12 protein-coding genes are annotated in these 14,316 nt (G+C 61.6%); all 12 read right to left on the bottom strand.

The window, feature by feature from the left end; all coding sequences use genetic code 11:
• Positions 1-29: 29 nt before the first annotated feature.
• The 12 genes from QRN20_RS01875 to QRN20_RS01930 are packed head-to-tail and all read right to left on the bottom strand — an operon-like array spanning position 30 to position 14,173.
• Complete coding sequence (locus QRN20_RS01875) at positions 30-686, bottom strand: RraA family protein (RefSeq protein WP_029242669.1); 657 nt, start codon at positions 684-686, stop codon at positions 30-32.
• Positions 677-1,453 (bottom strand): IucA/IucC family C-terminal-domain containing protein, encoded by a 777-nt coding sequence (locus QRN20_RS01880; RefSeq protein WP_029242670.1) that lies wholly within the window; start codon positions 1,451-1,453, stop codon positions 677-679. The genes QRN20_RS01875 and QRN20_RS01880 overlap by 10 nt, the downstream gene beginning before the upstream one ends.
• On the bottom strand, positions 1,450-2,241 hold the full coding sequence (locus QRN20_RS01885) for an ABC transporter ATP-binding protein (RefSeq protein WP_096766933.1): 792 nt from the start codon (positions 2,239-2,241) through the stop codon (positions 1,450-1,452). Before QRN20_RS01885 ends, QRN20_RS01880 begins: the two co-directional genes overlap by 4 nt.
• Before the next feature lie 10 nt (positions 2,242-2,251).
• Entirely contained in the window at positions 2,252-3,283 is a 1,032-nt protein-coding gene (locus QRN20_RS01890) for a FecCD family ABC transporter permease (protein ID WP_096766934.1), read from the bottom strand.
• The gene (locus tag QRN20_RS01895; protein WP_096766935.1) at positions 3,276-4,265 is read right to left on the bottom strand and encodes a FecCD family ABC transporter permease; all 990 of its coding nucleotides are present in this window, start codon (positions 4,263-4,265) and stop codon (positions 3,276-3,278) included. Before QRN20_RS01895 ends, QRN20_RS01890 begins: the two co-directional genes overlap by 8 nt.
• Complete coding sequence (locus tag QRN20_RS01900) at positions 4,262-5,182, bottom strand: ABC transporter substrate-binding protein (protein ID WP_088235230.1); 921 nt, start codon at positions 5,180-5,182, stop codon at positions 4,262-4,264. Before QRN20_RS01900 ends, QRN20_RS01895 begins: the two co-directional genes overlap by 4 nt.
• Positions 5,172-7,040 (bottom strand): IucA/IucC family protein, encoded by a 1,869-nt coding sequence (locus QRN20_RS01905; RefSeq protein WP_122570182.1) that lies wholly within the window; start codon positions 7,038-7,040, stop codon positions 5,172-5,174. Before QRN20_RS01905 ends, QRN20_RS01900 begins: the two co-directional genes overlap by 11 nt.
• A 4-nt stretch (positions 7,041-7,044) precedes the next feature.
• On the bottom strand, positions 7,045-7,818 hold the full coding sequence (locus tag QRN20_RS01910; RefSeq protein WP_163003811.1) for an HpcH/HpaI aldolase family protein: 774 nt from the start codon (positions 7,816-7,818) through the stop codon (positions 7,045-7,047).
• Positions 7,818-9,695, bottom strand: a complete 1,878-nt coding sequence (locus QRN20_RS01915) for an IucA/IucC family protein (protein WP_122605383.1) — start codon at positions 9,693-9,695, stop codon at positions 7,818-7,820. Before QRN20_RS01915 ends, QRN20_RS01910 begins: the two co-directional genes overlap by 1 nt.
• Before the next feature lie 20 nt (positions 9,696-9,715).
• Positions 9,716-11,158: a DHA2 family efflux MFS transporter permease subunit gene (locus QRN20_RS01920; protein WP_122605382.1), complete on the bottom strand. Its 1,443-nt coding sequence runs from the start codon at positions 11,156-11,158 to the stop codon at positions 9,716-9,718.
• A complete protein-coding gene (locus QRN20_RS01925) occupies positions 11,155-12,372 on the bottom strand; it encodes a type III PLP-dependent enzyme (protein ID WP_058432861.1) in 1,218 nt (405 codons plus the stop codon). Before QRN20_RS01925 ends, QRN20_RS01920 begins: the two co-directional genes overlap by 4 nt.
• The gene (locus QRN20_RS01930) at positions 12,365-14,173 is read right to left on the bottom strand and encodes an IucA/IucC family protein (RefSeq protein WP_088235226.1); all 1,809 of its coding nucleotides are present in this window, start codon (positions 14,171-14,173) and stop codon (positions 12,365-12,367) included. The genes QRN20_RS01925 and QRN20_RS01930 overlap by 8 nt, the downstream gene beginning before the upstream one ends.
• Positions 14,174-14,316: the final 143 nt, after the last annotated feature.

Here is a 14,316-nt window from a genome sequence, read left to right on the forward strand (position 1 = left end):
CGCAACTTTAGCGGTTTGGCTGACTGGCGCTACACCACGAAGCGTTTCGAGACATTCATCCGCTTCTCGACCAACCGTCCCAGCAATTCGTCACGGCGTGTCCGGTCTGCCTGCTCTTTCGCCAGCAACTCGGGCAACAGTTCGCCTGCCTGTTGCGCGCTCAGAATGAATACGCCGTCGTCGTCGCCAATGGCCAGATCGCCCGGCTGTACCGTGACCTCGCCGATCCTGACCGGATGATTGAGCGCCCCGCTCTGCCCAAGGCTTCGCGTGGTAACCGCGCTGATCCCGCGACTGAATACCGGCAGTCCATGCGCACGTAGCGCCGCAACATCCGTGACGGAGCCCGACACCACCACACCTGCCAGTCCTTTGATCAGCCCCGCCAGTGTCCGCAACTCTCCCCAGCAGGCGCAATGGGCATCACCCGTGCATTCGACGACCAGTACGTCGCCCGGCTCGCTGTTGATCAAGGCGTCGCGCAGGATGCTGCCGTCGGGCAGATCCACTTTGACAGTGACCACATTGCCGACCATGCGCGCGCCTTCGAACACGGGGCGGATGCCGGGCAGATAGCCCGCCTCGGTCAGGTGGCCGATGGTGGATGCTGAAATGTCCCGGTACTGATCAAGCACGTCCTGGCTGATGTGCTGCTGTCGCGGTGCGATTCGCTCATTCATCGGCATTTCTTTGGCCTCAATAACGGACAGGTCGAGCAGTACTCGACGGGATTGCTTGCGTCGTAATAAAAACAGCAGGTGCGTCGAAAACGGATGCTTTGCCCGGAAGGCAATGTCGTCGGTGGTCGCCTGAAATGCTTCAGCGGGTTGTAATCCAGACCGAACAATGAAGGATCGGCGTGGTTCAACAGCCAGTCGAAATCGGCTTCGTAACGCGCACGAATGACGGGATCGTCGACCTTGGCCATGCGCTTCTCGTAGAGCGAGTACACCCGCACGGCAGTGTTTTCCCACAGGATGCGTCGGGAAATACCGCTCACCCGGTTGAAGGTTTCCCAGAGCGGTTTCAACAATCCGGCGAACAGGGTCCGGACGATCGATTCACGCCAGATGTCCCGGTCTCCGGTTGCATAGCCAAAGGGAGCAACATTCAGCAGCGGCATGGACGACGTCCACAGGCCGTCATCGTGGGCGTACTCGATCACGCTATTGTCCAGCGACAAGGTCAGGCCCTTGTCGAATACTGACATCGAGTAAAGGCAGGCACCGGTGCCAAGAAAGGAGAACCGCTTGGCCAGCAGGGATGCCGTGATCGCCCGCGTCGGAGAGCCAATGACGGGACCCAGTGCATCCAGCAGATCGCTGCACACGGCCTCATCCAGCAGGTCCTGTGCGGGCAAGGATCTTGAGTCGCGAGCCTCTGCCGTTCTGAGCTGGAGCGGCCCGCAGAGCAAAGCCCATTCGGCGTCGCTGAAGGCTTGCCCAGCCGTCATTGCGGCAGTTCCCGGCCGAAGGGAATGCACAGCGGCGTGCCGAAAAACGGGTCGGGAATGATCCGGCAGTTCAGGTCGAACACCTGCTTGACCAGTGTTTCGCTGAGGATATCGGCAGGACGTCCCTGCGCGAATGCCGTGCGTTGGTGCACGGCAATCATGTAATCGGCGTAGCGGCAGGCCAGATTCAGATCGTGCAGAACCATGACGATGGTCTTGCCTTCCTGCCGGTTGAGGTCGCGCAGCAGGTCGAGCACTTCGATCTGATGGGCCAGGTCGAGAAAGGTGGTCGGCTCGTCCAGCAGCACCAGGTCGGTGTCCTGTGCCAGGGTCATGGCGATCCACGCCCGCTGACGCTGACCGCCCGACAAGGCATCCACCGGGCGCTCGGCCAATGCGTGCATGCCGGTCTGCATCAGGGCCTTTTCGACCATGGCTTCATCCTGCGCGGACCATTGCTGCATCCAGTTCTGATACGGATAACGGCCCAGCGCGACCAGTTGACGGACGCTGATGCCTTCAGGCGCGCAGGGCATCTGCGGCAGGATCGCCAGTTCACGTGCCACGGTGGCCGTGGACTTGTGATGAATGTCAGCCCCATTGAGCACCACACTGCCTGCCTGAGGTTTAAGCAGACGGGCCAGAGATTTGAGCAACGTGCTTTTGCCGCAACCGTTGCTGCCGATCAGCACCGTCACCTTGCCCGCAGGAAGCTGCAGGTCAAGGTTGTCGATGATGACCTGGCCCTGATAGCTCAGGGTCAGGTCACGGGTTGCAATGGACGCCATCCGAAATTCCTTAATGCCGCTGGTTGATCAATAGATACAGAAAGAACGGCGTGCCCAGCACCGCGACAAAAATTCCTGCGGGCAGGTCCAGCGGCAGGAACAGCGTACGTCCGGCCAGATCGGCCAGCATCACCAGATTGGCGCCCATCAGCGCAGACATCAGCGCCTGTCCGGCGAACCCCGGCGGCACCAGACGCTTGGCGATATGCGGCGCAATCAGGCCGACAAAGGCAATCGCCCCGCCCCAGGCCACGGCCAGACCGGCCAGCGCCACGCTGACCAGCAACAGCCCGGCGCGCAGCCACTGCACACGCACACCGATGCCCTGAGCCAGATCATCATCCAGCTGTTGCACCCGCACCTGTCGGGCGAGCAGAACCAGCAATGGCAGAACCACCACCAGCCAGCTTGCGAGCGCACGTGGCTCGGGCCAGCTGGCACCATACACGCTGCCGGTCAGCCAGACGTAGGCCGACAAGGTTGTGGTCAACGGGCTGAACACCAGAATGAAGGTGGTGACGGCAGCCAGTAAAGCCGATACCCCAACGCCGATCAGCACCAGTCGCAGCGGCGAAGCCCCCTGGTTCCAGGCCAGCAGATAGATGGCCAGCGCCGCCAGACCGGCACCGCTGATGGCGGCAAGGGGCAGAAACTGCGCACCCAGCGCTGCCGAGAAGAATGACAGGTATATCACCGCTGCCGCGCTGGCACCGCTGGTGATGCCCAGCAGGTCAGGCGACGCCAGCGGATTGCGGATGATGCTCTGCAGGATCAGGCCGGACACGGCAAGCGCTGCGCCCACAAGCGCGGCCAGCGCCAGCCTTGGCATGCGCAATTGCTCGACGATGAACACCAGACGCTGGTCTGCCTGCCCGAACAGCACGTCAAACAACGTTGCAGGCGACAGGTTGACCTTGCCCAGCGCCAGGGAGCCCAGCATGACCAGTAAGGTGAAGGCCAGCGCCGCCAGCAATCGTGTCAGGCCAGCCAGACTGAAACGTCTGGAAAATCCTCGATAACGGAGCGTCAGGTGCCTATCCATAACGCGCTCCCCGACGTGCCAGCGCAATGAAAAATGGCGCACCGAACAGCGCCGTCATTACACCGACCGGCACTTCCTGCGGCACGATCACTACCCGCGCCAACGTATCGGCGAGCAGCAAAAGCGTCGCACCGAGCAGCGCACAGCCCGGCAGCAGCCAGCGATGGTCGATGGACAGTGTCTTGCGCACCATGTGCGGGACGAGTAAGCCGATGAAGCCGATACTGCCTGCCAACGCCACTGCACTGCCCGCGAGAGCGATGATCACGATGCTCATCAGCAGGCGGATCAGCCCGGTACGCTGGCCCAGAGCGGTGGCAATGGCTTCGCCGGTATTGAGCACATTGACCTGCCCTGCCAGCAGCAGCGCGGCGATCAGGGCCAGCACCACACAGACGAGCATGGGCGCCGCGGTGCTCAGGTCGCGCTCCGACAGCGAACCCGCAAGCCAGAACAGCACCGTGTCCAGACCGTCCTGATTGACCACCAGCAACGCCTGACTGAACGCGGTGAACAGCGCCGTGATAGCCGCTCCCGCCAGCACGATACGCAGCGGATTGAGGCTGCCCTGCCCCCGATTGCCGATCACCCAGACCAGACACCCCGCCACCGCCGCGCCGATGAAAGCGCACCACAGCCACTGGCTCATCGACGTCAGGGTCAGCAACGACGAACAGGCAATGATCGAAAACGTCGCCCCGGCATTGATGCCGAACAGACCCGGAGACGCCAGCGGGTTGCGTGTCAGGGCCTGCATCAGGGCGCCGGCCACGGCCAGACTCGCGCCCACGGCAATCGCCATCAGCGTACGGGTAAAGCGGCTGTCGAGCAGGACATGCTGGGTCGCACTCAGGGCATCAGGCTGCCAGAGGCTGTTGACGATCGCCGTGGGCGAAATCCAGCTGGCCCCTGACGCAAGGCTCAACCCCATGCACACCATGAGCACCAGCGCGCCGATGCCCAGTCTCGTTCCTTGCTTCATGAAGAGCGGGTCCCGAGCGCGACCTTTGATATTTCGTCGAGCATCAGGTTGGCGCCCAGAATTCCGCCGGACAGGCTCCAGGCCACCGCATCGACGCGCCAGACCTGGCCGTCCTGCGGTGCTCGCAACTGTTTCCAGAACGGATGCTGCACCAGCTTTTCGTATGTGTTCTGCGCGGCCTTGCTGTCGCCACGCTGAAAGATAAAGAACAGGTCGGCATCGACCACAGGCAGACTCTCTTTACTGCTGAGTTTGAGGGAAACGCCCTGTGCTTCGCGGGCGGCGGGTGTCCAGTCGAAGCCAAGTTCGCTGAGCACGGAGCCGGCAAAACTGGCAGGCAGGTAACTGCGGATATGGTCCTCGCGGACATCGAGCACCGATACGGTGATGGGCCAGCGTCCGGCAAACCTCGCCTTCAGTTGTTCACGCAGCGTCGTCACACGTTGCTGCCATTGCCCGAGCAGCGCCATGGCCTGCTGCTGGCGATTCAGGGCCGCGCCCATCATCGCCAGGGTGCGCTTGAATTCGAACACCTCTTCCAGCATCACCAGAGGTGCAATCTGTTCGAGCAACGGCGCAATACGTTGATGACGAAAGCGCGAGGCCACGATCAGGTCCGGCTTGAGCAGCACAATGTCTTCCAGGCTCGGCTGGGTTTCCAGGCCCACATGGGGCACCGCCGCCAGCGCCGGGCGCAGGTAGCGGTACATGGGCTTTTCACTCCAGGAATCCACCACGCCACAGGGCGTGACGCCCAGCGCCACCGCTGTGTCGGAGGCGCCCTGAAACAGCGTGACCACCCGCAACGGCGCTGCCCGGGCAATCCCGGGCAGCGTCAATCCGGGTAACACCAACAGTCCCAGCGACAGGCGCAATACCTTGCGCCGCGATGGCCGATCAGGCTCGTCAGACCTCACGTCGCAACCTGTGGAACGGGTTGACCACCTGCCCCTTGCCGAACGGCATGCTGCCCGGCCCGCCAGCACGCGCGATCATCGGCGTGAGCAGCAGTTTCTGTGGCCAGTTCGGTACTTCGAACAGTTGGTGCCGGAGCATGTTGCGGGCCTCCTCGTCGAATTCAATGGTGGTGATCAGGTTGTCCAGCACATCGCGCAATACGGTCCACAGCGCGGTGACCGGAATGTCGTAGACCTGCGCCAGGGTGTCCATGATTGCCCGGACATTGACCTGAATACCCAGGGTCTGCAGCCAGAACAGCAGATCTTCGGGGCGCTCATGGTACAGGGTATTGGCATGACCTTTCTTCATGCGATACACCGGATCCTGCATGCCGTTGCGCTCAAGCCACGGCACGAAGATGCGCAGCGAGTCATGATCACGCAGCAACAGGCCCTGCGCCTGCCCCGCTTTCCAGACCAGCACCGCATTCTGACCGTGCACTTCGCCGAGCATGCCCAGCCGCAGCATGCGCAGATTAATGTCGAAGAAGCTGTGGCTCAACTCCCTGAACAGCGTCAGCACCGAGGCCTGATTGCGTGGCAGCTCGCGATACGCCATCCACTCATCGAAGAAGTGCCGGTTGCTGCCCGGCAACGGCGTGCCCAGCGCGGCCATCGGCAGCAGACGGCATTCGGGATCGTCCAGCAGTGCTGCCGGATAACGGCGCAGCATCGCCGAAAGATGACGTGGGCCTTCGTCGAACAGGCTGGCGCCAGTCGGCATGAAGGCCCACCACGTGCGCTCGTCACACAGGTGCAGCGAGCGACCCAGTGTCTCGTCCTTCTCGACCACCTGACGCAACAAGGCTTCGCTCAGATTGCCATTGATCATTTTCACGGCTGGCAGATAACGCGATGCCCCGAGCGAGTAGATCGCCATCGGCAGCTTCAAGTAATCGGCGCTGTCGAAGCACGGCGTCATCGAACGCAACGACGAGGTTGCAAATACCGACGCTTCCTGAAAGTCCAGTCGCAGGCAGTCGCCCTTGGCCAGCGCGTCACCCACTTGCGCCTCCAGCACGTGATCGAACTGCCAGGGATGAACCGGCAGCGCGACGTGACTGTGGGCAATGCCGCGGACCTGCATTTCCTGATCGAGCCGGGCCTGCAGGTCAGTGGGCAGCAGGTAACGGGCCGGGAAAGACGCCTTCAGGTCCGCGACGCCCTCGCCACATTGCAGCAGGGTCTTGTCCACCGCCACCCAGTTCAGCACCACCGGTTTGGCAAACTCGGCCTGATAGGCGCGGTACTGCTGCTCATCCAGGCCCTGCTTGGCTTTGGCCAGCGGATGGTAAGGACGGTCACGCAACGAGGCCCATTGCTCCATGGTACGGAAGAAGGTGTGACCGTCCTGGACCATCAGGTTCTGGTCGTCCACGTTGTGATCCAGCGACAGTGCGGTCTGCCAGACACTGATGCGCAGCACATCGAGGAAAAGCGACAGGCCTTTTTCGTTGTCGGCAAAGCGCGTCGCCATGCCGGCGAACACCCACTTCATGAAGTCTTCGGGCGACAACTGCGTCCAACGCTCGCCCTGACGGCCCAGCACCGGCGTGCCGGGTACCTTCTCCCATTGCTGGGTGATACCGGGGCGCAACGCAATGCTGATGAAGCGTTGCTCGGCGGCATCGCAGTTCCAGTCCCAAACCTGTTGGCCGGCGCCTTTCCCGGACAGCGCCGGAGCCTGCGGGTGGCTCAGTTGCCATTGGGCGGTGTCCTGCAATGCCAGGTTTTCCTGGCCGAAAAAGTCTTCGGCCAGCAGGCAGTCGACCAGATCCTGCATCACCAGGTCTGCGGCATGTGAAGTGAAATTCATCGGATCAGTTTCCTTCTACAGAATGTTGAGTCAGGCGGGCTTGAAGCGCACGAAAAGCAATGCCGCGCTCATCCCCCAGAACAAAAGCGTTGACCCCGCGAGCCTGCCAGCGAGCAGCGTCGCCCGGCTGGCGGGGAATGGTGCAATAGGTAACGTCGGCGGCTTTGGCTGCCTGCCAGGTGTCGAGCAGTGCCTGCTGCACGACGGGGGTATCGATCTGCCAGGGCATGCCGAGCGACTGGGACAGATCCGCCGCGCCTTCGAGAATCATGTCCAGCCCCGGCACCGCCGCGATGTCGGCTGCGCGGCGCACGCCTTCGGCGCTCTCGATCATCGCCACCAACATGATTTGCGCGTTCGCGGCGTCGACGTACTGCGCCAGGCTGTGCTTGCCGAACGAGCCAGGACGCCCGGCATTCAGGCTGCGGCGGCCCAGCGGGTGGTACTTGCAGGCCGCAATCGCTTGCGCCAGTTGTTCGGGGCTTTCGATCATGGGCAGCACGATGCCCTGCGCACCGCCATCGAGCAGCCGCAGCAGGGTTTTCGGGTTCAGATCGGCGACCCGCACCAGGGGCGTGAGGTCGTAGCTTTCGGCCACGCGGATCATGTTCTCCACGGTTTCCGGGTTGATCAGCACGTGTTCCATGTCGATGATCACGAAGTCGAAACCGGCTTCGGCGATCAGTTCGATGGCGGCAGGCGCCGGGATCGAGCTGATCAGTCCGTACACCGGCTGGTGTCTGCCGAGCTTCTGCTTGAGCGTATTGGTCCTCAGCATCACTGCGGCCTGTAGGCATGCAGAGGGTTGGGCACAGACCTGAAGCGGCGTTCGCCGTCGCCGAGAAGGCGACGTTTGGTGAGTTCCTCCACTTCGTAGGTCGGTGCAAATACGTCGAACAGGCCGAAACGGTCACGGTGTTGCGGATGAGCCTTTTGATACCCGAGGATCACATCGGCGGTCATCTGCCAGAACAGCGCTTCGTCCAGTTGGTACTGTTGGCGCAGGAAAATGGCCATTTCCGCGAGGCAGATAAAGAAGAAGCAATCACAGGAGAAGTCGCGCACAGCATTGACATCGTCAGTGACGATGAACGAGTTGCGGTTGAGCTTCGCGTGGCTGGCAGGCAGCGGCACCAGTTCCGGGCACAGTTCGGGGCGGCCCAGATGTGCCGGCGAATAGCGCACGCCGTCATGGAAGTCCTTGAGCGCAATGCGCTGCGGCCAGCCGTCTTTGGTGATCAGTACGATGTTCTGGCCGTGGGACTCCATGCCGATGCCCTCGGCATAGAGCATGTGAATGATCGGCGGCACAGTGACCTGCAACAATTGCCGGGTCCAGTTTTCCAGGCCGTACTGGCGCACCCATGCATCGATGAAAGGCGACTGCTCTCCATCACCGTAACGATTTTCCACATGGCTCAGCCCGTTGAACGGCACGGCCTGCTCATCATCCTTGAGGTACTGATGCAGGCTTTCACGCCAGATCGCACCCAGCGTGCCGTAGGTCTGCGCCGAGCGCGATTCCGCCAGATGGCGATAGTCGAAGCTGACCCCGGCCACTTCGCCCAGAATCACGAAACCGAGCTCCCGAGCCGTGCTGTCGGTGCTGATCAGGTGTTGCAGCCAGTCGGCAATGATCGGCCCGTTCAACACCGTATGCCGCGCCAGAATGCGCGTACTGGATGTGTTGGTCATGCTCATTGCCAGTTTGACGTACGGCTTCTTCGGATCGTTGGCATTGGCCAGTGTACGAATTGACTGCTGCGCCTTGTACTGGTCGCTGGAGGTGCCCAGGTAGATCAGTTCGCCGCGCGCCAGTTCCGGGAAGAAAGTCGATACGGTTACGTTGTCCCACTGCCACGGATGCACCGGCATGAGCTGATAGTCGTCGATGGACTTGCCCTGCGCGGCCAGCGTCTGGGCAAACGCTTGCCAGCGCTGTGTGCCGAGTTCGTCACGAACGAACTGTTGAATGTCCATCGCACGAACATGACCGACAGAGGCGCTGCTTTTCGCAACCGCAATCCAGACCACTTCAATCGGCGTGGCGAACTCCGGTCCGTACTTGACGTTGTCGGCCAGTGAAAAGCCGATGCGCGACTTGTAGCACGGGTGGTAGCTGTGGGCGTCCATGAAATGCTGTTCCAGAGCATCCACATCCAGTTGATGAGCGGGCTTTGCGGGCTTGTAGCTCTGATTGCGGGCTTGTAGGTCCTTGAGCTGGGTCTGCTCGATTTCCTGGATGAAGCGCGCCAGATGCGGGCTGTCCTGGAATGGGCTCAACAGCTCGGTCAGGGCCTGATGCAAGTCCGGTACGCTGCGTTTACCGTCCTTGTCGACACGTTCAAGACGGGCATGTTCAAGCCGGATCAGTTCGAAACTGCTGCTGAGCAGGCCGCTGCAGCGGTACTCGACAGGTGCCTGAGCCGAATCGGTTGCTGGCACCACAAACAAGTGCCGATGCTCATCCAGTGATACACAGGTGTAAGGCAGAGCGGCTTCATAAAGCAGCGTCTGCAGCAACTGACCGATCACGCGGCGCTGCACTTTTGTATAACGGCCCGCGTCGATATCCGCCAGCCAGTCGCCGGTTGCCGGGGCTTTGACGGATTTTGGTTCACGCGGCAAAGGGTTCAGCGGTAGAGGGGTTGCCATGTTCATACCTCAAATGAAAATTATCGGGTTTCGACGGCGTCGGGCTGTGCCTCGGCGCGCCCGTCGTTGACAGGCTTTTCTTTCACGGGCGCTTCATTGACGGGGAAGCGCCAGGCGCAAGGCAAAGCCAGGAAAATCAACAGTCCGGTGGCGATAAACACTTCGCTGATGGCAGACGGCGTGGCGGTCGGCCCTGCGGAACTCAGGCGGAATTCGAGCCACAGGGAAGCGATGACAATCCCCAGCGACGCCACCAGACGCCGTGAAATGTTGTTCATCGCCGCGCCCTGCGTAACCATCGGCTCAGGCAAGGCATTTAGGCCGGCTGTGGTGATGGGCATGTAGGACAGACCCAGTCCGGCGCCGCGAACCATCATCAGGACGAACACCACGCCTATCGCCGCATCGGACTTGAGCAGACCCAGCGCCAGCGTCGACAGCCCGGTCAGCAACAGGCCGATGGCGACCACCTTGCGTGGCCCATGCCGATCCAGTGCCTTGCCGCCCCACTGTCCGAACAGGCTGGCGAACGCCGCCGTGCAGAGCAGCGACAGACCGGTCCAGATCGGGTTGTAGCCCATCACGGTCTGCACCAGCAGCGGCAACAGCACCAGGCACTCGAACATGCCGACCGATTGCACCACGGCGACGATCACACTCAGTCGGTAGCCGCGCAGATTAAACAGACGCAGGTTCAGCAACGGATCCTTGCGACGCAGTTCCACGCGGACAAACGCGATCAGGCAGGCCACGGCGACCAACACCATGGCCTGATTGAGTGGGTCCAACAGCGCCTCGGCATGGTGCATGCGACTGATGGCCACCATCAGCAGGCCGATCCCTGACGCGATCAGCAGGTAGCCAATCAGGTCGAAAGGCTTGCGTTCCGCAGGTTCGGACGCAGGCAACACGCCGACGCCCAGCAACAACGCCAGCAGGCCAATGGGCACATTCATCAGGAACAGCGAGCGCCAGCTGAACCACTCCAGCAGCAGGCTGCCGCACAGCGGTCCCAGTGCCGGAGCGAGCATCACGGCGGCGCTCCAAAGCCCGGTCACCCTGCCCCGCTCATGCTTTTCATACACGGCGAAGATGATTGCCAGCGACAACGGAATCATCAGTCCGCTGGCCACGCCCTGCACCACCCGCGCCGCGATGACCAGCGCAATGGAATTGGCCAGTGCGCCCAGCAGTGACCCACCGATGAACAGCGCAACACCCCACAGGTACAGACGCTTGCGCCCGACCCGCTGGCTGAGGAAGCTGGTCAGCGGCATGGTCATGCCCATGCTGGTCATGAACGCGGCGACGATCCAGGTGGCCATCAGCGGACCAATCCGGAACGCTTCCATGAACGTGGGCAGCGCCGGGTTGAGTGAGCTGTTGCTCAGGCTCACGGTCAGTGTGCCCAGTAAAACGTTGATCACCACCCAACTGCGCGGGACGTTGAAGCCGGATTTCACCGAAGGTCCTCCCGGATCCGTTCACCGTTGCGTATGAAATGCTGCGCCGGACGCGGATGGCAGAGAAAATCCACATGGGAAATGTTGAACCCATAGGCGCCCGCCAACGGCAGCACCAGCAGATCACCGATCTCGACGCCCTTGAACGGATGTTTGCGACTCAATACGTCCTTGGGCGTGCATAGCTGACCGACCACGGTGCAGGCCTTTTCCTCGGATTCGGCAGTCTGTGGCACGTTGGGCAGATGAATGACCGGGTGATCATGGCTCTGGGCCACCGGCAGACGGAACTGATGGGTACCGCCGCGGCACACCAGAAAGTGCTCGCCGTGACTGGTTTTCATGTCCAGCACTTCAATCGCGTAATAACCGCAATAGGCGCTGATGAACCGGCCTGGCTCGAAACGCAGGATCGGCGCATCGGCCTCCTCGCCCAGGCGTTTTTCCAGATAACGGCAAAAGCGCTGCCAGTCGAAGCGCTGACCGCTGAGGTAATCGACACCAATACCGCCGCCCACGTTGAAATGGGTGACCTGCTCCGGGTGACGGGTCAGGGCTTTCCATTGCGGCCAGCGCTGCAGGTACAGATCGATCAATTGCTCGTGTCGCTCGACCGATTGCTGGTGCGACATGGCATGCACATGAAAGCCCTTGAGCGACAAGTGACTGGCGCTGTCCACGCGATGCACGGCTTCAGCCAGGTCCGCTTCGTCGATGCCGAATGGCGTGGCGGTTCCGGCCATGGCCAGTCGGCTCGACTGGGTGGGCGGCAACTGCGGATTGATGCGGATGAACACCGGCTGCACGCGCCCGACTTCGCTCGCCAGTCGCTGCAGACGTTCGATTTCGTTGAGGCTCTCCACATGGAAGGCCTCAACCTTGTTCAGCAGCGCGCTGCGCAGGTCCGAGTCCAGCTTGCCGGGGCCTGAGAACACATAGGGTTTGCGCATCGGACACGCCATCACCCGCTCGATCTCCCCTCCCGAGGAAATCTCGAAACCGCTGACCAGCGGAGCCAGCGTCGCCAGTACCGGCGCTTCGCTGTTGGCCTTGATCGCGTAATACAGTTCCACGCCAGCAGGCAGCGCTGCCATGACCTCGCTCACATGCTGTTCAAGGGCGTCCAGATCGTAAACGAAGGCAGCCAGCGGATCCGTCTCCAGCGACCGGGCCTCGTTTATGGCGGCACGCACCGTGTCAGGCAACTTATGCATAACGCACCTCTTCCTGCTCGGCGTAACGCGCTTCCTCGCCCCACGGCGATGCCAGACGCACGTAATTGGCTTCGCGGTCGGCCTTGGCCGCCAGACGCACCTTGAGGTTGGTCTTGCAGGCAATCGAGTGGCCTGCAATCAATGCATCCAGTTCCGGCGCAGGACGTACCAGTTCCTCGCGAATGCTGCGCAGCTGTTGTTCGACCTGCTGCCACATCAACGGCGCCAGGTGCGGCCGCTCCCAACTCAGGGCCAGCACGGCCTCGGACAGGTTGTTGATCAGCAGGCAGTAAGTGATGCGGCTCCAGCCCTGCTCGCGGGAGTAAGTCAGCGACTGGCGAATGCGCGGGTGCAGCCCGACCTCGATGGACTTGATGCCGAGTTCGTCGGTGAGTTTGACGCCCTCAAAGTCGCGCAACAGCAACTGTCGAGGCTGGCCGTTATCGTGAATCAGCACGGCATTCTGCAAATGCGGCTCCATCACCACGCCATGGTTGAAGAACAGCGCCATGACCGGGCGCAGCAGCAAGGCCTGGTATTGATCAAACCATGTCAGCAGGTCCTCATCACCAAGTTCCCAGCCTTTGAAGCGCTGCAGGAAATCATGCACCAGCGGCCGTGAGCGCAGGTCGCGAGCGAACAAGGTGCCCGCCATCACGCTGCGGTCGGCACCGGAGCGAAGGCAGAAGTTTTCCCGCAGAATCGCGCCGGTCTGTTCGCGAAACCAGTGGGCATCGGTTTCGCCGACCCCTTTGGGTGCCCAGCTCATCGAACCCGGTTCAGCCACCGTGGACAGTCCACCGAGGGTTTCTGGCTGCGTCTGCTGCAGGCGCTGGAACAGTTCGTCGATGATCAGCGTGCTTTCCAGCTCATACCAGGCGTTTTTCCTGACACAGTTGGTGATGCGCACATTCAGTGAGCCCTTGATGAAATAGTCGTGGCCTTCGATGTACCAGGTGCGCATCGAAGCCGTCGGGCTGGCCAGTGGTCCGGTCGTGCCGAGGTCTGTGACCTCACCCAGCTCCAGCAGACGCTGTACGCGACGATCCTGCATGAACAGCTCAGCCTGCACCGGGTGCATGCAGATCAGCGCGTGTCCGGGACGGGCCTTTGCCTGATCGACAAAACCGGCCATGACCTGTGTGTCGCTCAGACCGTTGGAGGTGATCCGCAGCCCTTCCATCGGCACTTCGAACAGGTGAAGCGCGGTCTTCGCCTGAAACTCCGGCGCGTAGGTTTCCTGCGCCAGATGTTTAGGCCACAGCCGTGCCTTGGGCGCGGGATGATTGGGGTGACCGAACCACAGACCCTGTTCGCTGGCCAGGTAACCGCTCAACGGCTCCGGGTGCTCACCCGCCATGTTGTGGGCCACGATGGCGGCCGTCAGGTGCTGGCTTTGCATGACCTGATCGAGCAGTTCGTCGTTGCTGGCGCGGGTCATGTGCTCACAGGCGCTGAGCAGTTGCTGAACGAACTCGGGAAATGCCGGGCACTGCCAGCTGCCCTGTCCACGCCGTGCATAGACATCGGAAAGGTAGCGGTGGCTGCCCAGACCGTCGCGACGATCCACCAGCACGAAGAACTGTTGTTTATTGGGCAGGCTGATGGTCAGCGGGATGCCTTTCCACTGGCCGCCATCGACAAAACACCCAGGCGCGATGCCCTGCATGCCCTGCGGCCAGGTGTAATGAAGGCAGTGTTCCGGCAGTGCAAATTCCTTTATCAGGCAATTGAGTAACGCGCGGGTCGTCGCCAGCTCGCTCACCATCGTTGATAAAACGGTGCGATCGGTATTAGTCATGTCTGCTCCACAGTCGCTTTACGCTGACTGTCTAAGTGACATCGCAACAAAGTGTCAGATAATCATCTGCTGCGAAAACAACTCAAGCATTTGCCCGGCTTATCACTCGGCACGCCATGGCCAGATAAACCCTGTCAGCAAAT

This window comes from Pseudomonas sp. fls2-241-TYG-175 (genome assembly GCF_030209155.1).
GTDB lineage: Bacteria > Pseudomonadota > Gammaproteobacteria > Pseudomonadales > Pseudomonadaceae > Aquipseudomonas > Aquipseudomonas viridiflava.